Annotated in this window: 26 protein-coding genes and 1 pseudogene; 6 read left to right on the top strand and 21 right to left on the bottom strand. The window is 60.2% G+C overall.

What is annotated here, in order from left to right:
• Positions 1–11 precede the first annotated feature (11 nt).
• The 11 genes and pseudogenes from AC1DIG_RS14215 to ubiE all read right to left on the bottom strand — a co-directional run bounded on the left by AC1DIG_RS14215 (position 12) and on the right by ubiE (position 8,076).
• The gene (locus AC1DIG_RS14215; protein WP_477767974.1) at positions 12–725 is read right to left on the bottom strand and encodes a methyl-accepting chemotaxis protein; all 714 of its coding nucleotides are present in this window, start codon (positions 723–725) and stop codon (positions 12–14) included.
• A gap of 144 nt (positions 726–869) precedes the next feature.
• Positions 870–1,811: pseudogene (locus AC1DIG_RS14210) on the bottom strand (methyl-accepting chemotaxis protein); the annotation flags it as partial.
• A gap of 206 nt (positions 1,812–2,017) precedes the next feature.
• Positions 2,018–2,725 carry a 16S rRNA (uracil(1498)-N(3))-methyltransferase gene (locus AC1DIG_RS14205; protein WP_477767806.1) on the bottom strand — a complete coding sequence of 236 codons (708 nt, stop codon included), beginning with the start codon at positions 2,723–2,725 and terminating at the stop codon, positions 2,018–2,020.
• On the bottom strand, positions 2,722–3,516 hold the full coding sequence (gene tatC, locus AC1DIG_RS14200; RefSeq protein WP_477767805.1) for a twin-arginine translocase subunit TatC: 795 nt from the start codon (positions 3,514–3,516) through the stop codon (positions 2,722–2,724). Before tatC ends, AC1DIG_RS14205 begins: the two co-directional genes overlap by 4 nt.
• A complete protein-coding gene (tatB, locus tag AC1DIG_RS14195; RefSeq protein ID WP_429539528.1) occupies positions 3,513–3,959 on the bottom strand; it encodes a Sec-independent protein translocase protein TatB in 447 nt (148 codons plus the stop codon). Before tatB ends, tatC begins: the two co-directional genes overlap by 4 nt.
• Positions 3,960–3,969: 10 nt before the next feature.
• On the bottom strand, positions 3,970–4,251 hold the full coding sequence (locus AC1DIG_RS14190) for a twin-arginine translocase TatA/TatE family subunit (protein WP_103317087.1): 282 nt from the start codon (positions 4,249–4,251) through the stop codon (positions 3,970–3,972).
• A 25-nt stretch (positions 4,252–4,276) separates the two neighbouring features.
• Positions 4,277–4,609, bottom strand: coding sequence for a phosphoribosyl-ATP diphosphatase (locus AC1DIG_RS14185; protein WP_018929162.1), 333 nt, complete (start codon positions 4,607–4,609; stop codon positions 4,277–4,279).
• Positions 4,602–5,000: a phosphoribosyl-AMP cyclohydrolase gene (gene hisI, locus AC1DIG_RS14180; protein WP_054595207.1), complete on the bottom strand. Its 399-nt coding sequence runs from the start codon at positions 4,998–5,000 to the stop codon at positions 4,602–4,604. The genes AC1DIG_RS14185 and hisI overlap by 8 nt, the downstream gene beginning before the upstream one ends.
• An 81-nt stretch (positions 5,001–5,081) precedes the next feature.
• Positions 5,082–6,686 carry a ubiquinone biosynthesis regulatory protein kinase UbiB gene (gene ubiB / locus AC1DIG_RS14175; protein WP_477767804.1) on the bottom strand — a complete coding sequence of 535 codons (1,605 nt, stop codon included), beginning with the start codon at positions 6,684–6,686 and terminating at the stop codon, positions 5,082–5,084.
• A complete protein-coding gene (locus AC1DIG_RS14170) occupies positions 6,683–7,306 on the bottom strand; it encodes a ubiquinone biosynthesis accessory factor UbiJ (protein ID WP_477767803.1) in 624 nt (207 codons plus the stop codon). The genes ubiB and AC1DIG_RS14170 overlap by 4 nt, the downstream gene beginning before the upstream one ends.
• On the bottom strand, positions 7,306–8,076 hold the full coding sequence (ubiE, locus tag AC1DIG_RS14165) for a bifunctional demethylmenaquinone methyltransferase/2-methoxy-6-polyprenyl-1,4-benzoquinol methylase UbiE (protein WP_007989286.1): 771 nt from the start codon (positions 8,074–8,076) through the stop codon (positions 7,306–7,308). Before ubiE ends, AC1DIG_RS14170 begins: the two co-directional genes overlap by 1 nt.
• Positions 8,077–8,231: 155 nt before the next feature.
• On the opposite strand from ubiE, the gene AC1DIG_RS14160 reads away from it, so the two are divergent.
• From AC1DIG_RS14160 to AC1DIG_RS14150, 3 genes are all read left to right on the top strand, one after another.
• A complete protein-coding gene (locus AC1DIG_RS14160) occupies positions 8,232–8,507 on the top strand; it encodes a polyhydroxyalkanoic acid system family protein (protein WP_477767802.1) in 276 nt (91 codons plus the stop codon).
• Positions 8,508–8,754: 247 nt separating this feature from the next.
• Positions 8,755–9,177: a phasin family protein gene (locus AC1DIG_RS14155; protein WP_054595211.1), complete on the top strand. Its 423-nt coding sequence runs from the start codon at positions 8,755–8,757 to the stop codon at positions 9,175–9,177.
• A gap of 10 nt (positions 9,178–9,187) precedes the next feature.
• Positions 9,188–9,988: a phasin family protein gene (locus AC1DIG_RS14150; RefSeq protein ID WP_477767801.1), complete on the top strand. Its 801-nt coding sequence runs from the start codon at positions 9,188–9,190 to the stop codon at positions 9,986–9,988.
• A gap of 180 nt (positions 9,989–10,168) precedes the next feature.
• Here the strand turns inward: AC1DIG_RS14150 and AC1DIG_RS14145 are convergent, their stop codons facing one another.
• The 10 genes from AC1DIG_RS14145 to AC1DIG_RS14100 all read right to left on the bottom strand — a co-directional run bounded on the left by AC1DIG_RS14145 (position 10,169) and on the right by AC1DIG_RS14100 (position 23,224).
• The gene (locus AC1DIG_RS14145) at positions 10,169–10,789 is read right to left on the bottom strand and encodes a TetR/AcrR family transcriptional regulator (RefSeq protein ID WP_216742887.1); all 621 of its coding nucleotides are present in this window, start codon (positions 10,787–10,789) and stop codon (positions 10,169–10,171) included.
• A 63-nt stretch (positions 10,790–10,852) separates the two neighbouring features.
• Positions 10,853–12,535, bottom strand: a complete 1,683-nt coding sequence (phaC, locus tag AC1DIG_RS14140) for a class II poly(R)-hydroxyalkanoic acid synthase (RefSeq protein ID WP_477767800.1) — start codon at positions 12,533–12,535, stop codon at positions 10,853–10,855.
• Between the two features lie 114 nt (positions 12,536–12,649).
• Positions 12,650–13,507 (bottom strand): poly(3-hydroxyalkanoate) depolymerase, encoded by an 858-nt coding sequence (gene phaZ / locus AC1DIG_RS14135; RefSeq protein WP_477767799.1) that lies wholly within the window; start codon positions 13,505–13,507, stop codon positions 12,650–12,652.
• 151 nt (positions 13,508–13,658) lie between these two features.
• Positions 13,659–15,338 carry a class II poly(R)-hydroxyalkanoic acid synthase gene (gene phaC / locus AC1DIG_RS14130; protein ID WP_477767798.1) on the bottom strand — a complete coding sequence of 560 codons (1,680 nt, stop codon included), beginning with the start codon at positions 15,336–15,338 and terminating at the stop codon, positions 13,659–13,661.
• Between the two features lie 256 nt (positions 15,339–15,594).
• Positions 15,595–15,972, bottom strand: coding sequence for a gamma-butyrobetaine hydroxylase family protein (locus AC1DIG_RS14125; protein ID WP_477767797.1), 378 nt, complete (start codon positions 15,970–15,972; stop codon positions 15,595–15,597).
• A gap of 179 nt (positions 15,973–16,151) precedes the next feature.
• Positions 16,152–17,492 (bottom strand): ATP-dependent protease ATPase subunit HslU, encoded by a 1,341-nt coding sequence (gene hslU / locus AC1DIG_RS14120; protein ID WP_477767796.1) that lies wholly within the window; start codon positions 17,490–17,492, stop codon positions 16,152–16,154.
• Between the two features lie 57 nt (positions 17,493–17,549).
• Positions 17,550–18,080: an ATP-dependent protease subunit HslV gene (gene hslV, locus AC1DIG_RS14115; RefSeq protein WP_054595219.1), complete on the bottom strand. Its 531-nt coding sequence runs from the start codon at positions 18,078–18,080 to the stop codon at positions 17,550–17,552.
• Positions 18,081–18,312: 232 nt separating this feature from the next.
• Entirely contained in the window at positions 18,313–19,014 is a 702-nt protein-coding gene (locus tag AC1DIG_RS14110; RefSeq protein WP_477767795.1) for an SPOR domain-containing protein, read from the bottom strand.
• A 1-nt stretch (position 19,015) separates the two neighbouring features.
• Positions 19,016–20,752, bottom strand: a complete 1,737-nt coding sequence (gene argS, locus AC1DIG_RS14105) for an arginine--tRNA ligase (RefSeq protein ID WP_477767794.1) — start codon at positions 20,750–20,752, stop codon at positions 19,016–19,018.
• A 252-nt stretch (positions 20,753–21,004) separates the two neighbouring features.
• A complete protein-coding gene (locus tag AC1DIG_RS14100) occupies positions 21,005–23,224 on the bottom strand; it encodes a primosomal protein N' (protein ID WP_477767793.1) in 2,220 nt (739 codons plus the stop codon).
• 329 nt (positions 23,225–23,553) lie between these two features.
• On the opposite strand from AC1DIG_RS14100, the gene rpmE reads away from it, so the two are divergent.
• The 3 genes from rpmE to AC1DIG_RS14085 all read left to right on the top strand — a co-directional run bounded on the left by rpmE (position 23,554) and on the right by AC1DIG_RS14085 (position 26,046).
• A complete protein-coding gene (gene rpmE, locus AC1DIG_RS14095; RefSeq protein ID WP_145016632.1) occupies positions 23,554–23,769 on the top strand; it encodes a 50S ribosomal protein L31 in 216 nt (71 codons plus the stop codon).
• Between the two features lie 74 nt (positions 23,770–23,843).
• Complete coding sequence (locus AC1DIG_RS14090) at positions 23,844–24,596, top strand: thermonuclease family protein (RefSeq protein ID WP_477767792.1); 753 nt, start codon at positions 23,844–23,846, stop codon at positions 24,594–24,596.
• A gap of 181 nt (positions 24,597–24,777) precedes the next feature.
• Complete coding sequence (locus tag AC1DIG_RS14085; RefSeq protein WP_427529275.1) at positions 24,778–26,046, top strand: malic enzyme-like NAD(P)-binding protein; 1,269 nt, start codon at positions 24,778–24,780, stop codon at positions 26,044–26,046.
• Positions 26,047–26,751 lie beyond the last annotated feature (705 nt).

The raw sequence follows: 26,751 nt of genomic DNA, 5'->3' as shown, positions 1-26,751 counted from the left end.
TCTCTATCACCTCAAACCTTGAACTTGCCCACCAGCATCTGCAGATGGGTGCCCAGCCGCGCCAGTTCGACGCTGGAGGCCGCGGTTTCTTCGCTGGCGGCCGAGGTCTGGTCGGAAACGTCACGCACGTTGAGCACGCTGCGGTTGATCTCCTCGGCCACGGCGCTCTGTTGTTCGGCGGCTGCGGCGATCTGCTGGTTCATCGCCTGAATCGCCGAGACAGTACGAGTGATATTGGACAGCGAACCGCCGGCGCGGCGAGTCAGCTCGACACTGCTATCGGTCAGGCTGCGGCTGTTGTCCATGATGGTGGCGACCTGCTGAGTACCGCTTTGCAGGCCGGCAATCAGCTCTTCGATCTCTTCGGTGGACTTCTGGGTGCGTTGCGCCAGGCTGCGGACTTCGTCGGCAACCACGGCAAAACCACGTCCGGCCTCACCGGCACGCGCAGCCTCGATGGCAGCGTTGAGCGCCAGCAGGTTGGTTTGTTGGGCCACGGACTTGATCACATCCAGCACGCTGCCGATCTTGTCGCTCTCGCGCTTGAGATGGCCCATGGCTTCGGTGGAGTTGCCGACTTCGGTGGCCAGGCGTTCGATCTGGGCGATGGCTTCGCCGACCACCTTGTCGCCTTCGCGAGCCTGTTGGTCGGCGGCGACGGCGGCTTCCGATGCTTCCTCGGCGTTGCGCGCGACTTCCTGCACGGTGGCGGCCATTTCGTTCATGGCGGTGGCTACCTGATCGGTTTCAACCTTCTGGCTGTTGACCCCGGCGCTGGTCTGCTCGGTCACCGCGGAGAGTTCTTCGGCAGCGCTGGCGATCTGTGTCACGCCTTCGCTGATGCCGCCGATCAGTTCGCGCAGGCCGACGGTCATGCTCTGCATCGCGCGTTGCAACTGGCCGAGTTCATCGCGACGCTGGGAAATGAGATTGTGAGTCAGGTCCCCGGCAGCCACCCGTTCAGCAACTTTAAGAGTCTGGTTCAGCGGGATGATGATCTGCCGAGTGATGGCCCAGGCAGCGAGCAGACCGAATGTCAGTGCCAGCGCGGTCACCAGCAGCAGGGTGTTTTTGGCTGCGGCGGCATCGCTATCACGCACGACGGTTTGCGAGGTGGTGAGTTTCTTGCTCAGGTCGAACAGCAAGTCGCCTTGCTGGGCCATGTCCTTGAGGGCGGTGGCACTGGCCACCTGGGAGTCGCGGTATTGGCTGACGGCCGCGCGGTAGGCAATCAGCGAGTCGGTGGCTTGTTGCAGGTTGGCGGTGTGCTGTTCCGGGAGTTTTTCCGGCAGGGCCTTGAGGTACTTCAAGGCGTTGTCGATGGCGTCCAGCGCCGGTTGTTCAGCCTCGACCTTGCCGCTGTAGGTGTAGCCGCGTACCTGGAAGCGTGCTTGCTGGATCAACTTGCTCAGCTCGATGACGCTGTTGAACTGGGTGACGCTGTCACCTTGCAGCAGGGCTTTTTCGACTTCCGACACGCGGGCTACGGCGTTGTCGGCGGTGGCGCCGAGTTTGGCACGGGCCGCTTCGCGGTTGGCGGTGGCCTGGGTCATGTCGGTAAAGGCGTGCCTGTATTCGCTGACGGCTTCCAGTTGCTGGTTGAGCATCGCCACGTCGGCTGGCTGCTCGATCATCTTGAGGGCGCCTTGCAGGCCTGAATCGAGCTTGTCCAGCAACTCGCTGACAGCGGCGGGGCCTTGTTCACCGCGACGCATTTCGTAGTCCAGGCGAGCAACGCGCAGGTCTTTGGTCAGCTCATTGAGGCTGGAAATGTATCCGAGCTTGTCGCCGCGGCTGATGATGCTGCTCATGCCCGTCCAGCCATCCACGGTGATCAGCAGAGTCAGGAGCAATACCAGGCCAAAGCCGATGCCAAGCTTGCGATTGACGCTCACATTCCCAAGGTGTTCGGCTAACCATCGGTACATGCTGCGGACTCCCTATGACCACGTTAATTGGATTTATAGAGAGACTATCGGCCGACAGATGGATATCTGAAGGCCGCCACAGAGCTGTGTCAGAACAGCCGCGAAAGCAGGGCCGTGACAGCGGTTTCGACCCGCAGGATGCGGTCGCCGAGCTGCACCGGTTGCAAGCCGGCCTTGGTCAGCAGGTCGACTTCGTAGGGGATCCAGCCGCCTTCCGGGCCGATGGCCAGGGTCACCGGTTCGTTCAGCCCGCGGGGGCAGGGCGGGTAGTTGCCGGGGTGGCCGATCAGCCCGAGGGTGCCGTCGGCGATGGCCGGCAGGCGATCTTCGACGAAGGGCTTGAAGCGTTTTTCGATGACGATCTCGGGCAGCACGCTGTCGCGGGCCTGTTCGAGACCGAGGATCAGTTGCTCGCGAATCGCCTCGGGTTCGAGGAACGGTGTCTGCCAGAAGCTCTTCTCGACCCGATAGCTGTTCACCAGCACGATTCGCGGCACACCCATGGCGGCCACCGTCTGGAACACCCGGCGCAGCATTTTCGGCCGTGGCAGGGCCAGCAGCAGGGTCAGTGGCAGCTTGGCCGGTGGTGGCTGGTCGAGGGTGACGCGCAGTTCGGCTTCGGTGGCTTCCAGGCGCAGCACTTCGGCTGAGCCCATCAATCCGCCAACCCGCCCGACCCGCATGCTGTCGCCGACTTCACAGCGATGCACTTCCTGCATGTGAGTGAGTCGGCGATCGCGCAAGATCACCCGGTCGGCCGCAATAAAGTCGGCCTCTTCGAGGAGCAGCAGGTTCACGGTTGAGTCGCTGGCGGCTGGTCGTTGTGATCGTCAGCTGGCTGTTCATCTTCCGGTTTTTCGCGTTTGCTGACCAGGCTGCCAAACAGGATGCCGATCTCGAACAGCAGCCACATCGGCACGGCCAGCAGGGTCTGCGAGAAGATGTCCGGCGGGGTCAGGATCATGCCGACCACGAAGCAGCCGATGACCACGTACGGGCGGATCTTCTTCAGGTATTTGACGTCGACCACGCCGATCCACACCAGCAGCACCACGGCCACCGGGATCTCGAACGCCACGCCGAAGGCGAAGAACAGCGTCATGACGAAATCCAGGTAACTGGTGATGTCGGTCATCATTTCCACGCCCGCCGGAGTGGCCGAGGCGAAGAACTTGAAGATCAGCGGGAACACCAGGAAGTAGGCGAACGCCATGCCGGTGTAGAACAGCAGGATACTGGAAACCAGCAGCGGCACCGCGATGCGCTTTTCATGCTTGTACAGGCCCGGCGCGATGAAGCCCCAGATTTGATGCAGGATCACCGGGATCGCCAGGAACAGCGAGACCATCATGGTCAGCTTCAACGGCGTCAGGAACGGCGAGGACACGTCGGTGGCAATCATCGTCGCGCCCGCCGGCAAATACTGGCGCAGCGGAATCGAGACGAAGGTGTAGATCTGCTGGGTGAAGGCAAACAACCCGGCGAAGATCAGGAAAATCGCCGCGACGCAGCGCAGCAGGCGAGTACGCAACTCGGTGAGGTGCGAAACCAGCGGCATGTGCTGGTCGGATTCCGGAATATCGCTCATGGGGCTCGCGGCGGCAGTGTTGGGTCGTGGGGAGCCGGCGCAGTGGTTGCCGCCGCAGGAGTAACAGGCGCTGTCGGTGGTGCGGCAACGACCGCTGGAGGCGGCTCTACCGGTGTTGCGACAGCCGCAGTTTCGGCAACAGGCGCAGGCGCCTGGACCGTCTGTTCGGCTACCGTTTCGACTGGCGTCGGCTGTTGGGCTGGATTGAGGATTTTGCGGGCCTCTTGTTCCAGCGACAGAATGTGCTCGTTGTGCAGTTGCCGGCGGATCTCGTCGGCACCGATTTCACGTTCAACTTCCTGTTTGATCGCGTTAAAGCTGCGCTTCAGGCGTCCGATCCACAGGCCGGCGGTGCGCGCAGCGCCCGGCAGACGCTCGGGGCCCAGCACCAGCAGGGCAACGAGGCCGACAAGCAGCAGTTCAGAGAAGCTGATACCGAACATTAGTCTGTGCTCACGAGTCTTTGCGGGTCGGCTCTTCGACTTTATGGGCCTGCACGTCGATGGTGTGCGGCTCTTTCAGGGTCGAGGCCTGTGGCTGCACCGGCGCTGTTGGCTGTGCAGTGGTCGGCGGCACGACGGGTTCGGCAGGCTTCTCTTCGTCGTTCATGGCTTTGCGAAAGCCCTTGATCGTTTCGCCGACGTCGGTGCCGAGGTTTTTCAGTTTTTTGGTGCCGAATACCAGTACCACGACAATCAGGATGACGATCCAGTGTTTCCAGTCAAAAATGCCCATGTTGCAGTTCCTCTCTAATCGTTATTCAGGCGGACGGGCGCGAGGCTTTCTCGACGTGACCGGACAGGCCGAAGCGGCGGTCCAGCTCATCGAGGACAGCCTGCGGATGCTGCCCCAGTTGGGCGAGCATGACCATACTATGGAACCACAGGTCAGCGGTTTCGTAGATTACATCACTGCAATCTCCGCTGATGGCGGCGTCTTTGGCGGCAATGATCGTCTCGACCGATTCTTCGCCGACTTTTTCCAGAATCTTGTTCAAGCCCTTGTGGTAAAGGCTGGCGACATAAGAGCTGTCGGCGGCGGCGCCTTTACGCTCTTCCAGCACTTGGGCCAGACGGGTCAGGGTGTCAGTCATGTTTGTGGTCCGAATAGATGGCGTGCGGGTCCTTGAGCACCGGGTCGACGGTTTTCCAGTCGCCGTTCTCATAGACGCGGTAGAAGCAGCTTTGGCGGCCGGTATGACAGGCGATGTCGCCGATCTGCTCGACCATCAGAATGATCACGTCGGCGTCACAGTCCAGGCGCATCTCATGCAGGGTTTGCACATGCCCGGACTCTTCGCCTTTGCGCCACAGCTTGCCACGCGAACGTGACCAGTAGATGGCGCGGTTCTCGGCGGCGGTCAGTTCCAGCGCTTCGCGGTTCATCCAGGCCATCATCAGCACGCGCCCGGTTTTATGATCCTGGGCGATCGCCGGCACCAGGCCGTCGCTGTCCCATTTGATCTCGTCCAGCCAATCTTTCATCTTCGACTCCGACAGTGGGCTCGACACTTCAGTAGTGGAACCCTGGCGTTGAAACAGTGTGCCAGTGCGCGGCCCAACTGGCTATCGTCGAACGATCAGATACAAGCCCACGGCCACCATGATTGCGCCGGGCCAATGGCCCAGTCCGTCCAGAGGGCCGCCGGCGAGCAGGATCGCACCGCCCGCCAGATGCGCGGTGCCGAGCAGGCGCAGGAACCAGTCGTCCGAGCGGCGATGCCAGGCCGGTGGCGGGTTGACGGCGTGCGGCTGCGACAGGCGATCGAGCAGGTCACGGGTCATGTTGGCCAGGTGCGGCAGTTGCTCGACCTGGTTGTGCAGGTTGCCGAGCAAGGTTTTCGGGCTGACGCGCTCGCGCATCCAGCGTTCGAGGAACGGCTGCGCGGTGTTCCACAGGTCCAGCTCCGGGTACAGCTGACGACCCAGGCCTTCGATGTTGAGCAGGGTTTTTTGCAGCAGAACCAGCTGCGGCTGCACTTCCATGTTGAAGCGTCGCGCGGTCTGGAACAGGCGCATAAGCACCTGGCCGAAGGAAATGTCTTTTAACGGCTTTTCGAAGATCGGCTCGCAGACCGTACGGATTGCCGCTTCGAATTCGTTGAGCTTGGTTTCCGCCGGCACCCAGCCCGAATCGATGTGCAGTTGGGCGACGCGGCGATAGTCACGCTTGAAGAAGGCGAACAGGTTGCGTGCCAGATAGTCCTGGTCTTCAGGCGTCAGGCTGCCGACGATCCCGCAGTCGATTGCAATGTACTGCGGGCTCCACGGCTGCACGGTGCTGACGAAGATGTTGCCGGGGTGCATGTCGGCGTGGAAGAAGCTGTCGCGGAACACCTGGGTGAAGAAGATCTCCACGCCACGTTCGGCGAGCATTTTCATGTCGGTGCGCTGGTCGGCGAGGGTCGCCAGGTCCGTGACCTGAATCCCGTAGATACGCTCCATCACCAACACTTTTGGCCGGCACCAGTCCCAGTAGACCTGCGGCACGTACAGCAGCGGCGAGCCGTCGAAATTGCGTCTCAGCTGGCTGGCATTAGCCGCTTCGCGCAGCAGGTCGAGTTCGTCGAAGATGGTCTTTTCGTAGTCGCTGACCACTTCCACCGGGTGCAGCAGGCGGGCGTCGGCGGAGAGCTTTTCTGCCGCGCGGGCGAGGATGAACAGCCAGGCCAGGTCCTGTGCGATGACCGGCTTGAGGCCCGGGCGTATGACCTTGACCACCACTTCTTCGCCGCTTTTCAGCTGCGCTGCATGGACTTGCGCCACCGAAGCCGAAGCCAATGGTTCGATGTCGAATCGGCTGAACACATCGCTGATTTTCTTGCCCAGCTGTTCTTCGATCAGCTTGACCGCTACCTGCGAGTCAAACGGCGGCACACGGTCCTGCAGCAGCATCAGCTCATCGGCGATGTCTTCGGGCAGCAGGTCGCGGCGGGTCGAAAGAATCTGTCCGAACTTGATGAAAATCGGCCCCAGGTCCTGCAAGGCCAGCCGCAAGCGCGCTCCCCGGCTCAGGTCCAGGGTTTTACGCGGAAACCAGCGCCACGGCAGCGCATAACGCAACCCCAGCAGGAACCACGGCAGTGGCAGGGCGAACAGCAGGTCATCGAGGCGGTAGCGGATCACGACGCGCTGGATGCGCAACAAACGGCGGACGGCAAGCAGCTTCATGCGTTATCGCTTGAATCAAGGGATCGGGAAAGACGCTCGAAGCGCGCCTCAAGACGTTCCAGATCAAGTTTGATCTGGTCCAGTTCACTAAACCGCGCTTCGGCTTCGCGCTGGCCGACGAGGGCGCGCGACTCTTCGGCGAGGTATTCGGCAAGGTTCTGGTTCAGGCTGGCGAAACCTTGCTGATACCAGCGTGCACGGCTGCGCAAGTGACCGCCCAGCAGTTGCGTGGCGACCGGGCCGAGCCAGCGCGAGAGTTCGTATTCCCAGTCCAGCTCCAGGTCCTGAAGGACCGACGCCAGCGCCAGCAGCACGCCGCTGTCGCCGTCGAGTTCAACTTCAGGGCCATGCAGGACCGACGTCTTGTCCTTGCTCAGGGCCAGCTTGAGCAGGCTTGCCGCCGGTGCGCGCAAGGTGCAGTCGGCATCTGCGGCCCAGTGTGCTGCCAGCATCAGGCCTTCGTCGCTGGGCACAATGAACATCTGCAACGCCGGGCTGCGACAATCGACGGCAATCACCTTGCCGTTCAATGATGCCAGGCGTGGCAGTGCCGTGCTGTCGAGTCGCAGTACCCGGTTGAGGCCGAGTTCGACGCTGGCGAGCAGGCCGGCGAGCAACATCAGGGTTTGATGCCGCGGTGCAGGGCGACGATGCCTGCGGTCATGTTGTGGTAGGTCACGCGGTCGAAACCGGCTTCAACCATCATCGACTTCAGGGTTTCCTGGTTCGGGTGCATGCGGATCGATTCGGCCAGGTAGCGATAGCTTTCCGAGTCATTGGTGATCAGCTTGCCCATCAACGGCATGAAGGCGAACGAGTAGGCGTCGTAGGCCTTGGACATCAGCGCGTTGGTCGGCTTGGAGAACTCCAGCACCAGCAAACGACCGCCGGGCTTGAGCACCCGTAGCATGGAGCGCAGGGCGTCTTCCTTGTGGGTGACGTTGCGCAGGCCGAACGCGATGGTCACGCAGTCGAAGTGGTTGTCCGGGAACGGCAGCTTTTCAGCGTCGGCCTGAACGAACTCGACGTTGCCGGCCACGCCCAGATCCAGCAGGCGGTCACGACCGACCTTGAGCATGGATTCGTTGATGTCGGCGAGCACGACCTGGCCGGTCGGACCGACGAGGTGCGAGAACTTTCTGGTCAGGTCGCCGGTGCCACCGGCGATGTCCAGCACGCGGTTGCCGGTGCGAACGCCCGACAGTTCGATCGCGAAACGCTTCCACAAACGATGCATGCCGCCCGACAGGAGGTCGTTCATCAGGTCGTATTTGGCGGCTACCGAGTGGAAAACCTCAGCGACTTTTTCCGCTTTCTGGCTTTCCGGAACGTTTTTGAAGCCGAAGTGAGTGGTGGGTTCGGCATCGCTGCCTTTGCGCTGATCAGTCATATCGCTGTCACCAAAAGAGAATGCGCGACATTCTAATCCCGCAGGCATGCTTTGTCTTGGCAAGGCTGAAGGTAAGATAGGCAACCGCCCGGACGTTTTGACGCAGTAGGGGTCAGAATGCGTGAGGCAAGTCCCGATAAAACAGGAGTCATTCAGTGGCCCATATTAGTGTTGAGCGTGCCCATAGCCTGGGTAAGGAAGCAGCCCGCGAGAAGGCTGACAAACTGGCGGAAAAACTGGCGGCGCAATATGGCCTGGAACCTCAGTGGTCGGGCGACACCCTGAACCTCAAGCGTCCCGGGGTCAAAGGTGCGGTCTATGTGGGCGACACCTCGATCAGGGTCGATGTCGAACTCGGTCTGTTGATGTCAGCCATGAGCGGCACCATCAAGTCGGAAATCGAAAGAGCCCTCGATAAAGCATTGGTCTGACCGGGTCTTTGCGTGGAATGAGATTAAATGTGGGAGCGGGCTTGCTCGCGAAAGCGCCCGGTCAGTCGATATCAATGTTGAATGACACACCGCATTCGCGAGCAAGCCCGCTCCCACATTTGCCTGTGGTTCGCCCGAAGGTTTATGTCAGTTGTTAGGGTGCCGTTTCTAATTTTTCTCACTACGTTGTGCCTGAGCCCGACGCTTGACGGGCAGTTCCTCAAACCTTCTGCGCGTGAGGTGCACCATGGCCAAAGTTACTTTGAAGAAAAAAACTGACGTTCAGCCGACTGCGTTGAACGAGGTGAAATCCTATGCCCGCAAGATCTGGCTGGCAGGCCTGGGTGCCTACACCAAGGTCGGTCAGGAAGGCAGCGAGTACTTTCAGGAGTTGATCAAGGCTGGTCAAACTGTTGAAAAGAAAGGCAAAAAAGTCGTTGCCGAGAAGCTTGAAGCGGCCAATGCCGAGATTGATGAAGCCAAGAGTGAAGTCAGCACTTTCAAAGGCAAAGTCGAAGTTCAGCTCGACAAAGTCGAGAAGGCTTTCGACACACGTGTTGCAAGTGCCTTGAATCGTATCGGCATTCCGTCTAAACATGACGTTGAGACACTCTCTGCCAAGCTCGATGAGCTGACGGCATTGCTCGAACGCGTCGCGCGTAAACATTAAGGAGAACGGGATGGCTGGCAAAAAGAACACCGAGAAAGAAGGCAGCTCGTGGATTGGGAAAGTCGAAGACTACTCCCGCAAAATCTGGCTTGCTGGTTTAGGCGTGTACTCGAAGATCGACACTGACGGCAGTAAACTCTTCGAGTCATTGGTTAAAGATGGCGAAAAAGCCGAGAAGCTCACCAAGAGCGCTGTCGGCAAAACTGTCGACGCTGCCAAAGGCTCTGCTCAATCGGCCAAGTCGCGTATCAGTGATGTCAAGGATCGTGCGCTGGGCAAGTGGGATGAGCTGGAAGGGGCTTTCGACAAGCGCCTGAACAGCGCCATTTCGCGTCTTGGCGTGCCAAGCCGCAATGAAGTCAAAGCGCTGCACAGCAAGGTCGATACCCTGACCAAGCAAATCGAAAAACTCACCGGCGCCAAGGTTGCGCCTGTTGCCGCTAAAACGGCAGCAGCCAAACCCGCTGCTAAAACTGCCGCCAAACCCCTGGTAAAAGCTGCCGCCAAACCGGCTGCCAAACCAGCGGCTAAAGCGCCAGCCAAGCCAGCAGCTAAAACTGCGGCAGCCAAACCTGCAGCGGCCAAGCCAGCAGCCAAACCGGCTGCCGCCAAAGCCGCCGCCAAGCCTGCTGCTGCGAAGAAGCCGGCAGTCAAAAAGCCTGCAGCCCCGAAAGCTGCCGCACCGAAACCAGCAGTGGCCGCCGCCAAACCGGCAGCACCGGTCAGCCCGGCGAACTCCGCCGCGGCGCCAACCCCTGCTGTGACCCCGACTGTAGCGCCAACCCCATCGGCGCCAACCAGTCAGTCCTGATTACCCCAGGGCACGCAAAAACGCCCGGCCTGCGAAGGTCGGGCGTTTTTGTTTTGGAATGCGTTCCAGGCAACCCCATAGATCCCCTGTGGGAGCGAGCTTGCTCGCGATGAGGCCGTCACATTCAACATTGTTGGTGACTGTAAGATAGCTATCGCGAGCAAGCTCGCTCCCACAGGGTTATTCGTGTTCTTCCAGATACTGTAATGCGAGCTGCTCGGTTGCGAGTTTCGCCGACGGCGGCAAGTGCGGCGCCACCAGCATCATGATCTGGTAGACCACCACCCGCACTTCGCCTTCGCGATCGAGAATCCGCTGATAGTCCAGGGAAAACAGCAAGGTCATGGTGATCTGTTCCACCAGTTGCCCGAGTGCCTGGGTATCGCTGACCAGTTGCCCCTGAGCCTTCAATTGCGCCAGTAAAGAGGCCAGTGTGCGCTTGAGGGCATTGAGCAGGTTACGGATGCCCTTGGCCAGTTTCGGCAAGCGTCCGGCCAGGTTCGACAGGTCCTGGAACAGGAAGCGGTAGTGCGCCAGGCGTTCGACGATCAGGTGCAGGAACAGCCAGTAATCCTCCGGTGCCAGTTGCACGTCCGACGGTGGATCGAGCAACGGCGTCAATTCGCCTTGAAAGCGCTCGAACAACCCGAGAATCAGCGGCTCCTTACCGTGAAAGTGGTAGTAGAGGTTGCCGGGGCTGATCCCCAGTTCATTGGCAACTTCCATGGTAGAGACATTTGGCTCGCCCTTTTGGTTGAACAGCAGCAGGGCACATTCAAGAATCCGGTCGCGGGTTTTCATCCAGTCTTCTTAGTGATTCGTCAGGCCACGGCCGACACTTCAGGCCGTGGCACGGGGGAGAGTTCAGCGTACGCGCACGTAGGTGCCTGGCGCCGCTTCCATCGGTGGATAGTTCTGGTTACCCAGCGCCATCAGCGTTTCGCGCTGAGTGCCGGAACGTTCCTGAATCCAGCCCAGCCACTGGTTCCACCAACTGCCGTCGACGTGTTTGGCGTCGTAGTACCAGGCCCGTGGATCGCTGCTCAGTTTCGGGCTCTCGACGTAGTTGGCCTTGGGGTTGCTCGGGGGGTTGAGAATGCTCTGCACGTGGCCGCTGTTGGACAGCACGAAGCGCCGCTCGCCACCCAGCAGCAGTGTCGAGCGGTACACCGCATCCCACGGCGTGATGTGGTCGTTGATCCCGGCGACGCTGAAGCTGTCGACGTTGACTTTCTGCAAGTCGATCGGCGTGCCGCAGACCTCCAGTCCGCCAGGATGGGTCAACGGGTTGTGCTTGAAGAAGTCCAGCAGGTCACCGTGGAAGGCGGCCGGCAGGCGAGTGTTGTCGTTGTTCCAGTAGAGAATGTCGAAGGCTGGCGGCTCTTTGCCCAGCAGGTAGTTGTTGACCCAGTAGTTCCAGATCAGGTCGTTGGGACGCATCCAGGCAAAGACTTTGGCCATGTCGCGACCTTCAAGTACACCTTTCTGGTAAGAGCGACGCTTGGCCGCTTCGAGGGTTTGTTCGTCGGCAAACAGGGTTGCCGGGCTTTCCAGTTCACTGTCGAGCAGGCTCACCAGATAGGTCGCGCTGGAGACCCGACGCAGCTGCCGCTTGGCTTGCAGATGTCCTTGCAGGGCGGCGATAGTCAGGCCGCCGGCGCAGGCGCCCATCAGGTTGACCTCGCGGCTGCCGCTGATCGCCCGGCAAACATTCAGCGCTTCTTCCACGGCCTCGACGTAACTCGACAGGCCCCATTCGCGATGACGGACATCCGGGTTGCGCCAGCTGATCATGAACACCTGCAGGCCGTTTTTCAGCGCGAACTGGACAAAGCTGTTGTGCGGGCTCAAGTCGAAAATGTAGTACTTGTTGATCTGTGGCGGCACTATGAGCAGCGGCCTTGCGTACTGCTTTTCGCTCATTGGCTTGTACTGCATCAGCTCCAGCAGTTCGTTGCGAAACACCACGGCACCGGTGGTGGTGGCGACCGTTTTGCCGACTTCGAAGGCGTGCTTGGTCACCTGGCTGGGCAGGCCATTGTTGTGCATCAGGTCGTCGAGCAGATGGCTGAGACCGCGTACCAGACTGTGGCCGCCAGAGTTGAACAGTTCCTTGACCGCCAGCGGGTTAAGCAAAGTATTGGATGGCGAGACAGCGTCGTTGAGCAGGGTAAAGGCGAAGTGCGCGCGTGCACGGTCATCAGCGGGCATGCCGCTTTCATCGATCCATGTCTTGATCTGCTTCTGCCAGCTCAGGTAAGCCTGAAGGCCGCGTCGGTAAAACGGATTGAGGGCCCAGCTCGGGTCGGCAAAGCGACTGTCCGAAGGGTTGGGCTGATGCAGGGTCTCGCCCAGTAGTACCCGGCCCAGTTGACCACCCAATGCCAGTGCGTGTTTGGCACTCTGTACCGGGTGGCGCAAGCCATGGGCGGCGACGCTGCGCAGAGTCGAGAGCAGATCCTGGCCGCGCAGACCGGTGATCGCACTCTGGGCATTGATGAATGCGGCGGGTGGAGGAAAGGCGCCCGGCGCTTTTTTGTCTCGCATGAGTCAACACTCCTTCGTCAAGCCATCAACAAGTACATCAATTCCGAATAGACACCATAGTCGCTTCGGACCTCCCTTGCGGCTTTCGACACGCCTGTCGACATACGCAGTACGTTATGTGCCGCCAAACGACCCCGGGTGCGGGTGCATCACCGCCCGTTGGCGTTCTTCCTGGAGAAATTTCATGATGATCGGAGCGACGGCTTCAGCCCGAGTGATCAGGAATAAATGGCCGTCGTCGATTATGTGTAGCTGGGCATTGGGAATACGCCAGGCGAGTATCCGCATATTGATCAGCGGAATGAGCGGGTCATCGTCACCGGCCAGCACCAGGGTCGGCTGATTGATTTTGTGCAGCCAGTGAATACTGGTCCAGCCCAGGCCCGCGAACAGCTGCCAGTAGTAACCGAGTTTGCCCGCCGAACGCACTTTGCTCGCGTGCTCCGCCGCGAGGTTCGGATCACGGCGGAACGAACCACCGTAGATCAGCGGTGCAATGCGAATCACGTGGGATGGCTGGATGTAGCGTCTGGGGCTGGCCATCATCCACAGCACTTTCGGTTTGCCCGGCACCATCACCATGCCCGCCGCCGTCGCCGCCAACACCAGTTTCTTGCAGCGCTCGGGGTAGTCGAAAGCAAACTGTTGGGCGAGTGCTCCGCCCCACGAAACACCGACCACATTGACTTGCCCGTAATCGAGGTAATCGAGCATCCGTGCGGTCAGCTTGGCCAGGCCGGGAAATCGATAGGGGTGGTTAGGGGTCGATGAGCCGCCGACACCGGGGACATCGAAGGCGATCACTTCCAGGTCCGGGTCGAGCGCCTGGACGAACGGAAACACCAGCTCGAGGTTGGCGCCGATGCCGTTGAAAATCAGCAAGGGCGTCAAGTGAGGCTTGCCGGGGCGTACCGCGGTGCGGATGGTTTGACCATCCAGGTCGACGGTACGAAATATGAACGGTTGCGGCATGCTTCAAGCCCTGTGGGTTGTCTCTAATGCTTGCTCGTCCCCGGTGGGAGCGAGCTTGCTCGCGATAGCGGTGTGTCAGTCAGCACATTGGCCGAAAGTGGCGCCGTCATCGCGAGCAAGCTCGCTCCCACATGAGGGCAAGGTGTGTCAGTTAACGTTCATGCACATAAGTCCCCGGTGATGCCTCACCTGCTGCATAGGTCTTGTTGCCGAGCACGGTCGGGGCTTTTTTCAGTTTGCCCGAACGCTCGGCCTGCCAGGCCTGCCAGTGCAGCCACCAGGAGTCAGTGTGCTTGGTTGAGTTTTCCAGCCAGTCGTTGGCATGGACCGGCATTTCGGTGCTGGTCATGTAACGGGATTTCGGGTTGCCCGGCGGGTTCAGAATGCTCTGGATATGGCCGCTGCTGGACAACACGAATTCGACTTTGCCACCGAACAGCTGCGCCGATTTGTAGCACGACTTCCACGGTGTGATGTGGTCGTTGGTGCCCGCCAGGGAGTAGACGTCGGCAGTGACCTGCTTGAGGTCGATCGGCGTGCCGCACACTTCCAGTGCATCGGCGCGGATCAGCGGGTTGTTTTTGAACATTTCGATCAGGTCGCCGTGGAACGCCGCAGGCAGGCGGGTGGTGTCGTTGTTCCAGAACAGAATGTCGAAGACTGGCGGCTCGTTGCCCAACAGGTAGTTGTTGACCCAGTAGTTCCAGATCAGGTCGTTGGGGCGCATCCAGGCGAAGACCTTGGCCATGTCGCGACCTTCGAGCACACCGGCCTGATAGGAGTGACGCTTGGCGGCTTCCAGGGTTTGCTCGTCGACGAACAGCGCGACCTGGGAATCAAGGGTGGTGTCGAGCACGCTGACCAGCAGCGTCAGGGCATTGACCTTCTTCTCGCCGATCGCCGCGTAGTGGCCCAGCAGCGCGGTGCAGGTGATGCCGCCGGAGCAGGCGCCGAGCATGTTCACGTCTTTGCTGCCGGTGATCGCGGTGACCACGTCGACCGCTTCCTTGAGCGCTTCGATGTAGGTCGACAGACCCCATTCACGTTGGGCCTTGGTCGGGTTGCGCCAGCTGACGATGAAGGTCTGCACGTTGTTGCGCAGGCAGAAGCGCGCCAGGCTTTTGTCCGGGCTCAGGTCGAAAACGTAGAACTTGTTGATCTGCGGTGGCACCACCAGTAGTGGGCGTTCGTGCACTTGTTCAGTGATTGGCCGGTACTGGATCAGCTCCAGTACATCGTTGCGAAATACCACCGCGCCTTCGGTGGTACCCAGGCTCTTGCCGACTTCGAAGGCGCCCATGTTGACCTGGCTCGGCATCCCGCCGTTGTGCACCAGATCCTTGGCCAGGTGCGAGAGACCATCGAGCAGGCTTTTGCCACCGGTTTCGAAGAAGCGTTTGACGGCAGCAGGGTTGGCCGCGCTGTTGGTCGGGGCCATGGCCTCGGTCATCAGGTTGATCACGAAGTGCGCGCGGCTGATGTCCTGTTCGGACAGGCTGCTCTCGCCGATCCAGTCGTGGAGTTCCTTGCGCCACGCCAGGTAGGTTTGCAGATAGCGTTTGTAGAGCGGGTTCTGACTCCACGCCGGATCGTTGAAACGACGGTCATCGTTTTCCGGTTGCAGCTCGGATCTACCGAGCATCACGTTCTTCAGCTCAATGCCAAAATGCGCGACATGCTTGACGCTGTGGATGGGTTGTTTGATGGCCTGGGTCAGCACCATGCGGGCAGAGGTAAGCAGATCCTTTCGACGCAAGCCGATGACCGGATTAAGCCCCAGGGTATTTTCCGAGGCTTGAAATTTCAGGTCATCGTTATTCTTGTTACTCATCTACGACGCTCCATTGTCCTGAGGCGAGTACCTGAGTCGAGCTGTGTAGTCACACAGCCAGTGTCAGGTACTGCTCGGGTGACCGTTAATTGCACATCGCTGAACTTTCAATTCAGGGAGCACTGCACAGAACTTGCCAGCTCCATTGGTTACCCGAGTTTAATTTTTTTCGCAAGCAGGCCAATCATTGGCACCGCGGCCCAGCATTCAAACAGATGAAATTAGAAAATGCCCTCTAAAGAGCGCAAGCCTTGACCTAGAGCATCAGCTTGACGACAGACTCGTTTGGATCGCGGGTTTTTCCGGCAGCTTTGAGCTCGGCAAGATAGTCGTCCCAGAGTGCGTCATATCGTCGCGCCAACTGATAGAGATATTCCCAGGTGAACAGACCGCTGTCGTGGCCGTCATCGAAGGTCAATTTCAGTGCGTACTGACCGGCCGGTTCTACCTTGTTCAGGCCTACGCCGATCTTGCCAAATTGAAGGATGGGTTTGCCGTGGCCCTGGACCTCGGCGGAAGGAGAGTGCACGCGCAAGAATTCCGCGCTCAGGTGATAGACCTCATCGGGAGCGTATTGCAGCTCCAGGGTTTTCGAGGCTTTGTGCAGTTTGATGGCGGTGGGGATTTGGGTCATGACCTGTAGTCCGTCTGTATGAGCGACCTGTCGGAACTTGATCTGCAAAACACCACAGTTCAAATGTGGGAGCGGGCTTGCTCGCGAAGGGGCCATAACATTCAGCATCAACGTTGAATGTCAGACCGCTTTCGCGAGCAAGCCCGCTCCCACAGGTCCGCTAGTGCTGTAAGTATGGCCTACAGGATATAACGAGACAGGTCTTCGTTCTGCGCCAATTCGCCGAGGTGGCTGTTGACGTAGTCCGCATCGATGCGGATCGGCTCTTCGCTGTGGGTGCTGGCCAGATCGCTGGCGCTGAACGACACCTCTTCAAGCAGGCGCTCGAGCAGGGTATGCAGGCGACGGGCACCGATGTTCTCGGTCTTCTCGTTGACCTGCCAGGCGATCTCTGCCACGCGCTTGATGCCGTCCGGCTGGAACTCGATGGTCACGCCTTCTGTTTTCAGCAGGGCGCAATACTGTTCGGTGAGCGAGGCATGCGGTTCGCTGAGGATGCGCTCGAAGTCTTCCGGCGTGAGGGCCTTGAGTTCGACGCGGATCGGCAGGCGGCCTTGCAGCTCGGGCACCAGATCGCTTGGCTTGCTCAGGTGGAACGCACCGGAAGCGATAAACAGGATGTGGTCGGTTTTGACCATGCCCAGTTTGGTGTTGACCGTGCAGCCTTCGATCAGTGGCAGCAAGTCGCGCTGTACGCCTTCGCGGGACACGTCGACGCCACCGGAATTGCCACGCTTGGCGACCTTGTCGATTTCGTCGATGAACACGATGCCGTTCTGCTCGACCGCTTCCAGGGCCTTGGCCTTGAGCTCTTCGTCATTGACCAGGCGGCTGGCTTCTTCGTCGCGCACCAGTCTCAGCGCTTCCTTGACCTTGAGCTTGCGGCTCTTGCGCGCACCCTTGCCCATGTTGGCGAACAGGCTCTGCAACTGGTTGGTCATTTCTTCCATGCCCGGTGGCGCGGAGATATCGACGCCGGACACTTCGGCGACTTCGATTTCGATCTCCTTGTCATCCAGCTGACCTTCGCGCAGGCGCTTGCGGAACAGTTGGCGGGTGTTGGAATCCTGGGCCGGTGCGGAGTCTTCGTTGCTGAAACCCATGCGTGCCGGTGGCAGCAGTGCATCGAGGATGCGCTCTTCGGCGGCATCTTCGGCGCGATGGCGAACCTTGGTCATTTCCTGTTCGCGCAGCAGCTTGATCGCTGCATCGGCGAGGTCGCGAATGATCGACTCGACGTCACGGCCGACATAGCCGACCTCGGTGAACTTGGTCGCTTCAACCTTGATGAACGGCGCGTTGGCGAGTTTGGCCAGGCGACGGGCGATTTCGGTTTTACCGACACCGGTCGGGCCGATCATCAGAATGTTCTTGGGCGTTACTTCAACGCGCAGCTCTTCAGGCAGTTGCATCCGGCGCCAGCGGTTACGCAGGGCGATGGCGACGGCGCGCTTGGCATCGTCCTGGCCGATGATATGGCGACTGAGTTCATGGACGATTTCGCGGGGAGTCATTGGCATGGTAATGGGTGGTCCTCAAGCAAAAATGAATGCCGTGGCGTGATGGCCGAAACAGGCTTATTCGCTGAGATCCTGCTCCTCAATGGTGAAGTTGTGGTTGGTGAATACACAAATGTCGCCGGCGATGCCGAGCGCGGTTTCGACGATTTCGCGGGCCGACAGATCGGTTTTCTTCAGCAGGGCGCTGGCTGCGGCCTGAGCGTAACCGCCGCCGGAACCCATGGCGATCAGGCCTTCTTCAGGTTCGACCACATCGCCGTTACCGGTGATGATCAGGGAAGCGTCTTTGTTGGCGACTGCTAGCATCGCTTCGAGGCGGCTGAGGGAGCGGTCGGTACGCCATTCTTTGGCGAGTTCGACGGCGGCGCGAACCAGGTGGCCCTGGTGCTTTTCAAGCTGGCCTTCGAAACGTTCGAAGAGGGTAAAGGCGTCAGCGGTGGCGCCAGCAAACCCGGCGATGACCTGGCCGTGGTACAGGCGGCGAACTTTTTTCGCGTTGCCTTTCATCACGGTATTGCCGAGAGAAACCTGGCCGTCGCCGCCCATGACGACTTTGCCGTGGCGGCGAACTGAAACGATGGTGGTCAAGGGAAGAGTCTCCACGCAGCGGGGCGAAAATGCCTTATCCCAACTCATATGGGGGTGGTGAGGCGTTTTTCAACTGCGGGACGCGGCGGGGGACGAGCGGTGTTTGTGGTGATCGTTCCAACGCTCTGCGTGGGAATGCAGCCCGTGACGCTCTGCGTCACTGGACGCGGAGCGTCCCTAGAGGCATTCCCACGCGGGAGCGTGGGAACGATCAGCGACGAACAGGGGAGGATCAGCGGCTTTGGCGTTGTTGTAACAACAGGTTGCTGAAGCCGCTGCCAGACAGTTGTTTCTGGGCGGTGGTCAGTTGTTCGCGGTTGCTGAACGGGCCGACCAGCACGCGGTACCAGGTCTCGTCCTTCACCGTGCCGGACTCCACCGAAACCGCCTGGCCGAGCAGAATGATCTGCGCACGAACCTTGTCGGCGTCGGCTTCCTTGCGGAACGAGCCCGCCTGCAGGAAGAACTTGGTCACCGGCGCCGCTTTCGCCACGGGTGGCGCTGGCGGCGGGGTAACGCCGCTCAGGGCTGCCTGCGCACGTGCGGTGTCGATCTTCGCCGCTTCTGCCGGAGTTACCGGTGCAACGGGTGCAGTCTGCGGCGTCGGCAGGGTTTTCTCCGGCACGGCATCCGGCGGCACGATGACCTCCGATTCCGGCAGCAAGGTGTAGAAGTCGTATTTCGGCTTCACCGGTTGCGTCGGGCTCGGCGGGGTCTTGTTGGCCTCGGCGATCTTGCTGGCTTTCTGTTGTTCGACCTTCTCGCGCTTGACGCTTTCGCTGCCTTTACCCGGCTCCAGCTTCATCAGGAACACGATGAAGGCGCCCACGGTCAGGCCGATGGCCATCCACAGCCATCCCGGAATCGGCTTTTTTGCAGGAGCTTGGTAACGGCTGGCGCCACGCTTTGGTGCTGGTTTTTTCTTGGCAGCCAACTTACATACGCTCCAGAGTTTCCAGACCCAAGAGTTCCAGGCCTTGCTTGAGGGTGCGACCGGTCAATGCGGCGAGGCGCAAGCGGCTTTGCATTTGTGCCGGGGTTTCGGCGCTGAGGATCGGGCAGTTCTCGTAGAAGCTGGAGAACAGACCGGCAACATCGTACAAGTAGGTGCAGAGGATGTGCGGCGTGCCTTTTTCGGCGACGTTGTTCAGCACTTCACCAAACTGCGCCAGCTTGGCGGCGAGTTCGTGCTCGTGAGTGGCCTCGAGGACGATCTGCCCTTCGACTTCGCTGAAGTCCTTGCCGAGTTTGCGGAACACGCCGGCCACGCGAGTGTAGGCGTACAGCAGGTACGGCGCGGTGTTGCCTTCGAAGTTCAGCATCAGGTCGAAGTTGAAGCTGTAGTCGCTGGTGCGGTGCTTGGACAGGTCGGCGTATTTCACCGCGCCAATGCCCACGACTTTGGCGATGTTGCGCAGGTCGGCTTCGGCAAGCTCAGGGTTCTTTTCCTTCACCAGCGTGTAGGCGCGTTCCTTGGCTTCGTTCAGCAGGTCGATCAGCTTCACGGTGCCGCCATCACGGGTCTTGAACGGACGGCCATCGGCGCCGTTCATGGTGCCGAAGCCCATGTGCTCCATGTCCATCGGATGGGTCACGAAACCGGCCAGGCGAGCCACTTCGAATACCTGCTGGAAGTGCAGGGCCTGACGTTGGTCGACGAAGTACAGCACTCGATCGGCTTTCAGCACGCCGTTACGGTAGCGCACGGCCGCCAGGTCAGTGGTGGCGTAGAGGTAGCCGCCATCGGCCTTGACGATGATTACCGGCAGCGGGTCGCCGTCAGCGTTCTTGAACTCGTCGAGGAACACGCACTGGGCGCCGTTGCTCTCGACCAGCATGCCTTTGGCCTTGAGGTCGTTGACCACGTTGATCAGGTCGTCGTTGTAGGCACTTTCGCCCATCACGTCGGCCATGGTCAGTTTGACGTTCAGCTGTTCGTAGATTTTCTGGCAGTGGGACAGCGAGATGTCTTTGAACTTGGTCCACAGCGCCAGGCAGTCCGGGTCGCCGGCTTGCAGCTTGACCACCAGGCCACGGGCGCGGTCGGCGAACTCTTCGGATTCGTCGAAGCGTTGCTTGGCGGCGCGGTAGAAATTTTCCAGGTCTGACAGCTCGTCGCTGGTGATCGGGTTTTCTTGCAGGTACGCCATCAGCATGCCGAACTGGGTGCCCCAGTCGCCGACGTGGTTCTGGCGGATCACTGTGTCGCCGAGGAACTCCAGCACGCGCGCCACACCGTCGCCGATGATGGTCGAACGCAAGTGACCGACGTGCATCTCTTTGGCCAGGTTCGGCGCCGACAGGTCGACCACGGTGCGCTGCACGGGACCTGCCTTGCGCACGCCGATCTGGGCGTCAGCCAGGGCAGCGTCCAGGCGCGAGGCCAGGGCCTGGGTGTTCTGGAAGAAGTTGAGGAAACCGGGGCCGGCGATTTCGGTTTTGCTGACGTTTTCGTCTACCGGCAGGGCGGCGATTATTTTTTCCGCCAGGTCGCGCGGTTTCATGCCGGCCGGTTTAGCCAGCATCATGGCGATGTTGCTGGCGAAGTCGCCGTGAGTCTTGTCACGGGAGTTCTCCACCTGAATCGCCGGCGTCAGGCCTTCAGGCAACACACCGTCGGTAACGAGTTGGGTGAGGGCTTGCTGGATCAACTGGCGAATGGTGTCTTTCATGGTCTTCTCTTTCAACCGCAGAGCGGCGGCGCATCAATGCGCAGGTGGAAAAACTGGGCATTATCCGTTGCGAAGTCGGGCTTGCCAACCATAGCAGGCAGGTTATGGATATGTGGTGACTATTCGGCCGTCATCGTCGGATCGCCGCCCGGAGCAAGCTCGCTCCCACAGGGAGTCGGTGCTGAACACAAAATGTACGAACGCCCTAGATCCACTGTGGGAGCGAGCTTGCTCGCGATGGCGATCTCACTATTAATACAAATCGACCGGATCAACATCCAAAGACCAGCGCACCGCCCGCCCGCTCGGCATTTGCTCCAGCGCCAGCAACCAGGCACTCAACAATCGGTGCAGTGGCGCCCGTGCCGTGGCCTGCAACAACAATTGCGCCCGATAACGCCCGGCCCGCCGTTCCATCGGCGCCGGTACCGGCCCCAGCAATTCGATGCCGGTCAGGTTGTGTTCATCCAACAATCGCTCCGCCTCGCTGCAGGCTTCATCGAGGAAACTTTCGGCCTGCCCCGGTTTGTGCGCTTCGGCCCGCAATAGCGCCAGATGCGCGAAGGGCGGTAGCCCGGCGGAACGACGTTCGCTCAAGGCCTGCTCGGCAAAGGCGAAATAACCTTGCTCGGTCAGTTGCACCAACAACGGGTGGTCAGCCAGGTGAGTCTGGATGATCACTTTGCCCGGCTCTTCGGCGCGACCGGCACGCCCTGCCACCTGCACGATCAACTGGGCCATGCGCTCGCTGGCGCGGAAATCACCGGAGAACAGTCCGCCGTCGGCATCGAGAATCGACACCAGCGTCACCCGCGGAAAGTGATGCCCTTTGGCGAGCATCTGCGTGCCCACCAGAATGCACGGCTGACCTTTCTGAATGGTCGCAAACAACTGATTCATCGCGTCCTTGCGCGAGGTGCTGTCGCGGTCAACCCGCAACACCGGATAGTCCGGGAACAGAATCCCCAGGCGCTCTTCGGCGCGTTCGGTGCCGGCACCTACGGGGCGCAAATCGACCTTGCCGCATTTCGGGCAGTGCCGAGGGACGCGTTCAACGTAGCCGCAATGGTGGCAACGCAGCTCGCCGGAGCGCTGGTGCACGGTCATTCGCGCATCGCAGCGCTGGCATTCGGACATCCAGCCGCAGTCGTGACAGAGCAGGGTAGGTGCAAAGCCGCGACGGTTGAGAAACACCAATACTTGCTGGCCGGCGGCGAGGGTCTGGCCGATCGCCTGTTGCATCGGCCCGGAAATACCGCTGTCCAGCGGACGGCTTTTGACGTCCAGCCGCAGGAAGCGTGGTTGTTTCGCCCCGCCGGCGCGCTCGTTCAGGCGCAGAAGCCCGTAGCGACCGGTGTAGGCGTTGTGCAGGCTTTCCAGTGACGGCGTCGCCGAACCGAGGACAATCGGGATATTTTCCTGCCGCGCTCGCACCAACGCCAGGTCGCGGGCGTGATAGCGCAAACCTTCTTGCTGTTTATAGGAGCCGTCGTGCTCTTCATCGATGATGATCAGCCCGGGGTTTTTCATCGGTGTGAACAGTGCCGAGCGGGTGCCGATAATAATGTCGGCCTCGCCATCCCGGGCAGCGAGCCAGGATTCCAGCCGTTCGCGGTCATTGACCGCCGAATGCACCAGAGCGATACGCGCATTGAAGCGCTGCTCGAAGCGCGCCAGGGTCTGCGGTCCGAGGTTGATTTCGGGGATCAGCACCAGCGCTTGCTTGCCGGCCTCAAGGGTTTCGCGGATCAGCTGTAAATAGACTTCGGTCTTGCCACTGCCGGTGACACCGGCCAGCAGGAACGCATGAAAACTGTCGAAGCCTGCGCGGATCGCTTCATAAGCGGCGCGTTGTTCCGGGTTCAGCGGCAGCTCCGGCTGTGCCAGCCAGTGTTCATGACGTTCGCCGGGCGCGTGTTTGCGGATATCCACCTGCACCAGTTCTTTGGCCAGCAACAGGTCGAGGCTGTCCTTGCTCAACATCAGTTTGCTCAGCAACTGATGGGCGACGCCATGCGGATGCTGGGCCAGCGTCGCCAAGGCTTCGCGTTGACGTGGCGCGCGGGCGATGCGCGGATCATCCAGTTTCGCCCCCGGAGTGATTGACCAGAACCGTTCCTGGCGCGCTTCAGCCATTTCGCCCTGACGCAACAATACCGGCAACGCCCAGCTCAAGGTGTCGCCGAGGCTGTGCTGGTAATACTGGGAAGTCCACAGGCACAACTTGAACAGCGCTGCCGGCAGCGGTGGAGTGGCGTCGAGCAGGGCCAGCGCCGGTTTGAGCTTGTCGGCCGGGACTTCGCTGTGGCTGGTGACTTCCACGAGGATGCCGATCATCTCGCGGCGACCGAACGGCACCCGCAGCCGCATGCCCGGATGCAGATGCGCGCGCAGGACTCCAGCCGGGGCACGGTAGTCGAACAGGCGGCGCAAGGGCGAAGGCAGGGCGAGGCGCAAAATGGCGTCGGGCACGCGGGGGAATCTCATTGAACGGGCGGTGAAGAAGGGCCGGAGCCTAGCAGACGGTCGGTGCAGTGTCCTCCATTAGGAAAGCGTTCGAGTGCTGGCGAGTGGATTTTAATGCCATGCAAGGCGCCGCGACGAGCCATAGCGTGCTATGGGGAGGAGCGGCAACGCCGCATGGCATTAAAAGCCGCCGCCAGAATCGAACAGCCTTTTCTGATGGAGGACACTTTGGACAGCTTGCGTGATCGTAAAGGTCTGGTAGAATCCGCGGCCTAATTACGTGCGGTATTCAACAATAGTGTTGGGTGGCGGCACGCTAGCCTGAGGAAGACACCATGAAAGCCGATATCCATCCAGATTACCCAGTCATTGCTGTTACCTGCAGCTGTGGCAACAAGTTCGAAACCCGTTCGACCTTCGGCAAAGCTCTGCCGATCGACGTTTGCAACGAGTGCCACCCGTTCTACACCGGTAAGCAGAAGACTCTGGATACCGGCGGCCGCGTTCAGAAGTTCGCCGATCGTTTCGGTGCTTTTGGCAAAAAAGCCTAAGGCTGATCATTTTGGAGAGTCGCTTCGGCTTCTCCAGACTGATAAAAAAGGCGTCCCTCGTGGGCGCTTTTTTTATGCCCGCGATTTGGCTCTCCAGCGCCCAGGCCCTCTGTCCTGCGCCAACCAGTCGGCTGGAAACTGTCAGCGTGCAGCGCGTGGTGGATGGCGACACGGTGCGCCTGCGCGATGGCCGCAGTGTGCGCATGATCGGTTTGAATACCCCGGAACTGGGCAAGAAAGGTCGCACCGACGAGCCCTTCGCTGCGGCTGCACGCAAGCGTCTGGAAACATTGGTGGCCGCAAGCGACGGACGGTTGGGTTTGCTGGCGGGACAAGAGGGCAAGGATCGTTACGGGCGCACCTTGGCCCATCTTTACAGCGCCAACGGTGACAATCTCGAAGCGCAGATGCTTGCCGAGGGGCTTGGTTATCTGGTGGCGGTGGCGCCGAACGTCGATTTTGTCAGTTGCCAACAGGCTGCCGAACGCACTGCGCGGCAGGCCCAGCTGGGGTTATGGCGGCGGTCACCTGTGCTGAAAGCGGCGCAGATCAACACTTCGGGTTTTGCGCTGCTCAGTGGACGTGTGAGCAAGGTTCAGCGCAATCGCGGCGGAGTTTGGATCGAGTTGCAGGATTCGGTTGTATTGCGCGTTGCACCCAATCTGCTCGGTCAATTCGATCTGGCGGCTCTGGAACGGCTCAACGGCAAGCAGATCGAGGCGCGTGGCTGGGTGATCGATCGCTCACGGCGCGGTGGTCTGGATTCCGGTGAGGCGCGCTGGTTATTGCCATTGACCCATCCGGCCATGCTGCAAGCAATGCCGTAAAAAGAAATTGTCGACATTTTTTAAGTCGATTGTGAACAGTTGAGCCCTTGTGTTCCGTGGCTCTTGGCCCAAAGTCGTAGGGTAGGGCGCTTGACAGGGGTGACCGGTCAGTCTTGTGGGGACTTTGCGACGCGAGTATCCTCGGCGGTCCGTCGTTCAACAGTAAAAGCGGAATGCCCACATGTCTGATTTGAAAACTGCCGCTCTCGAATATCACGCCCATCCTCGTCCAGGTAAGCTGAGTGTCGAGCTCACCAAGGCCACCGCTACCGCCCGCGATCTGTCGCTGGCCTACAGCCCCGGCGTAGCCGAACCAGTACGCGAAATCGCCCGCGATCCTGAACTGGCCTACAAATACACCGGCAAGGGCAACCTGGTTGCAGTCATTTCCGATGGCACCGCGATTCTCGGCCTGGGTAACCTTGGCCCATTGGCTTCCAAGCCGGTGATGGAAGGTAAAGGCGTGCTGTTCAAGCGCTTCGCCGGTATCGACGTGTTCGACATCGAAGTCGACTCCGAAAGCCCGCAAGCCTTCATCGACACCGTCAAGCGTATCTCCATCACCTTCGGTGGCATCAACCTGGAAGACATCAAGGCACCTGAGTGCTTTGAGATCGAACGCGCTCTGATCGAGCAGTGCGACATTCCGGTGTTCCACGATGACCAGCACGGCACCGCAATCGTAACCGCTGCCGGCATGATCAACGCCCTGGAAATCGCTGGCAAAACCCTGCCAGAAGCCAAGATCGTCTGCCTGGGCGCTGGCGCTGCCGCTATCTCCTGCATGAAGTTGCTGGTGAGCATGGGCGCCAAGATCGAAAACATCTTCATGGTTGACCGTACCGGTGTGATCCACTCCGAGCGTGACGACCTGAACCAGTACAAGGCGGTCTTCGCTCACGCGACCGACAAGCGCACGCTGACTGACGCCCTGAAAGGCGCAGACGTGTTCGTTGGCCTGTCCGGTCCGAACCTGCTGAGCGCTGAAAACCTGATGCTGATGGCAGCCAACCCGATCGTGTTCGCGTGCTCGAACCCTGATCCGGAAATCGCCCCGGAACTGGCTCACGCCACCCGTAGCGATGTGATCATGGCGACCGGCCGTTCGGACTACCCGAACCAGGTGAACAACGTACTGGGCTTCCCGTTCATTTTCCGTGGTGCTCTGGACGTTCGCGCCAAGCGCATCAACGAAGAAATGAAAGTGGCTGCGGCCAACGCTCTGCGTGAATTGGCCAAGCTGCCAGTGCCTCAGGAAGTGTGTGACGCTTACGGTGGCATCAAGCTGGAATTCGGTCGTGAGTACATCATTCCGAAGCCAATGGATGCGCGTTTGATCACTGTGATCTCGGATGCTGTGGCCAAGGCTGCGATCGAGACGGGTGTGGCGACTCTGCCGTATCCGAAGAACTACCCGCTGAAAAGCGTGGATGACGTGTTCAACGGCTAAGCCTTTGTAGCGTCCCCCAAAAGGCCCCGGCTCTCGCGAGTCGGGGCTTTTTTATGCCTGCTATTTGTTGATGTACCCCGATCTATTGTGGGAGCGAGCCTGCTCGCGAAGGCGGCCTGACAGCCAACCAACCTCTCGCAGATGTACACAGTTCAACTGTGGGAGCTGGCTTGCCTGCGAAGGCGGCCTGACAGCCGACCTATCTCTTGCGGATGTACCCCAATCAAACCTGTGGGAGCTGGCCTGCCTGCGAAGGCGGCCTGACAGCCGACCAGTCTCTTGCGGATGTACCCCAATCAAAAGTGTGGGAGCCGGGCTTGCCCGCGATGGCGGCCTGACAGCCGACCGATCTCTTGCAGATGTACCCCAATCAAACCTGTGGGAGCTGGCTTGCCTGCGAAGGCGGCCTGACAGCCGCCCTATCTCCCGCGGATGTACCCCAATCAAAAGTGTGGGAGCTGGCTTGCCTGCGATGGCGGCCTGACAGCCGACCAATCTCCCGTTGGTGTACATATCCATTTCTGCGGTAACGGCCACTTACGGTTCCGCCCTTACGGCGTGTCACTTTGGCAAACGCCCCAAAGTAACCAAAGGTCTCGCCCCAAGCGTACGGCACCTCGCCTAGGCTCGGCGTTCCCTCACTCCGGTGTCCATCAGGGGGCATCGCCTACGGTCTGCTGCGCGACGACCTCCTCTCGATGTGTC

The sequence above is a fragment of the Pseudomonas sp. 05N431 genome (genome assembly GCF_056397005.1).
This window is presented reverse-complemented; position numbering and strand designations above follow the sequence as displayed.

Coding starts and splice junctions, on each gene's coding strand:
- AC1DIG_RS14215 (WP_477767974.1), bottom strand. CDS start 725: ATGAACGAAATGGCCGCCACCGTGCAGGAAGTCGCGCGCAACGCCGAG.
- tatC (WP_477767805.1), bottom strand. CDS start 3,516: ATGAGCGATATTCCGGAATCCGACCAGCACATGCCGCTGGTTTCGCAC.
- tatB (WP_429539528.1), bottom strand. CDS start 3,959: ATGTTCGGTATCAGCTTCTCTGAACTGCTGCTTGTCGGCCTCGTTGCC.
- AC1DIG_RS14190 (WP_103317087.1), bottom strand. CDS start 4,251: ATGGGCATTTTTGACTGGAAACACTGGATCGTCATCCTGATTGTCGTG.
- AC1DIG_RS14185 (WP_018929162.1), bottom strand. CDS start 4,609: ATGACTGACACCCTGACCCGTCTGGCCCAAGTGCTGGAAGAGCGTAAA.
- hisI (WP_054595207.1), bottom strand. CDS start 5,000: ATGAAAGATTGGCTGGACGAGATCAAATGGGACAGCGACGGCCTGGTG.
- ubiB (WP_477767804.1), bottom strand. CDS start 6,686: ATGAAGCTGCTTGCCGTCCGCCGTTTGTTGCGCATCCAGCGCGTCGTG.
- AC1DIG_RS14170 (WP_477767803.1), bottom strand. CDS start 7,306: ATGTTGCTCGCCGGCCTGCTCGCCAGCGTCGAACTCGGCCTCAACCGG.
- ubiE (WP_007989286.1), bottom strand. CDS start 8,076: ATGACTGATCAGCGCAAAGGCAGCGATGCCGAACCCACCACTCACTTC.
- AC1DIG_RS14155 (WP_054595211.1), top strand. CDS start 8,755: ATGGCCAAAGTTACTTTGAAGAAAAAAACTGACGTTCAGCCGACTGCG.
- AC1DIG_RS14150 (WP_477767801.1), top strand. CDS start 9,188: ATGGCTGGCAAAAAGAACACCGAGAAAGAAGGCAGCTCGTGGATTGGG.
- AC1DIG_RS14145 (WP_216742887.1), bottom strand. CDS start 10,789: ATGAAAACCCGCGACCGGATTCTTGAATGTGCCCTGCTGCTGTTCAAC.
- phaC (WP_477767800.1), bottom strand. CDS start 12,535: ATGCGAGACAAAAAAGCGCCGGGCGCCTTTCCTCCACCCGCCGCATTC.
- phaZ (WP_477767799.1), bottom strand. CDS start 13,507: ATGCCGCAACCGTTCATATTTCGTACCGTCGACCTGGATGGTCAAACC.
- phaC (WP_477767798.1), bottom strand. CDS start 15,338: ATGAGTAACAAGAATAACGATGACCTGAAATTTCAAGCCTCGGAAAAT.
- AC1DIG_RS14125 (WP_477767797.1), bottom strand. CDS start 15,972: ATGACCCAAATCCCCACCGCCATCAAACTGCACAAAGCCTCGAAAACC.
- hslU (WP_477767796.1), bottom strand. CDS start 17,492: ATGCCAATGACTCCCCGCGAAATCGTCCATGAACTCAGTCGCCATATC.
- argS (WP_477767794.1), bottom strand. CDS start 20,752: ATGAAAGACACCATTCGCCAGTTGATCCAGCAAGCCCTCACCCAACTC.
- rpmE (WP_145016632.1), top strand. CDS start 23,554: ATGAAAGCCGATATCCATCCAGATTACCCAGTCATTGCTGTTACCTGC.
- AC1DIG_RS14090 (WP_477767792.1), top strand. CDS start 23,844: ATGCCCGCGATTTGGCTCTCCAGCGCCCAGGCCCTCTGTCCTGCGCCA.
- AC1DIG_RS14085 (WP_427529275.1), top strand. CDS start 24,778: ATGTCTGATTTGAAAACTGCCGCTCTCGAATATCACGCCCATCCTCGT.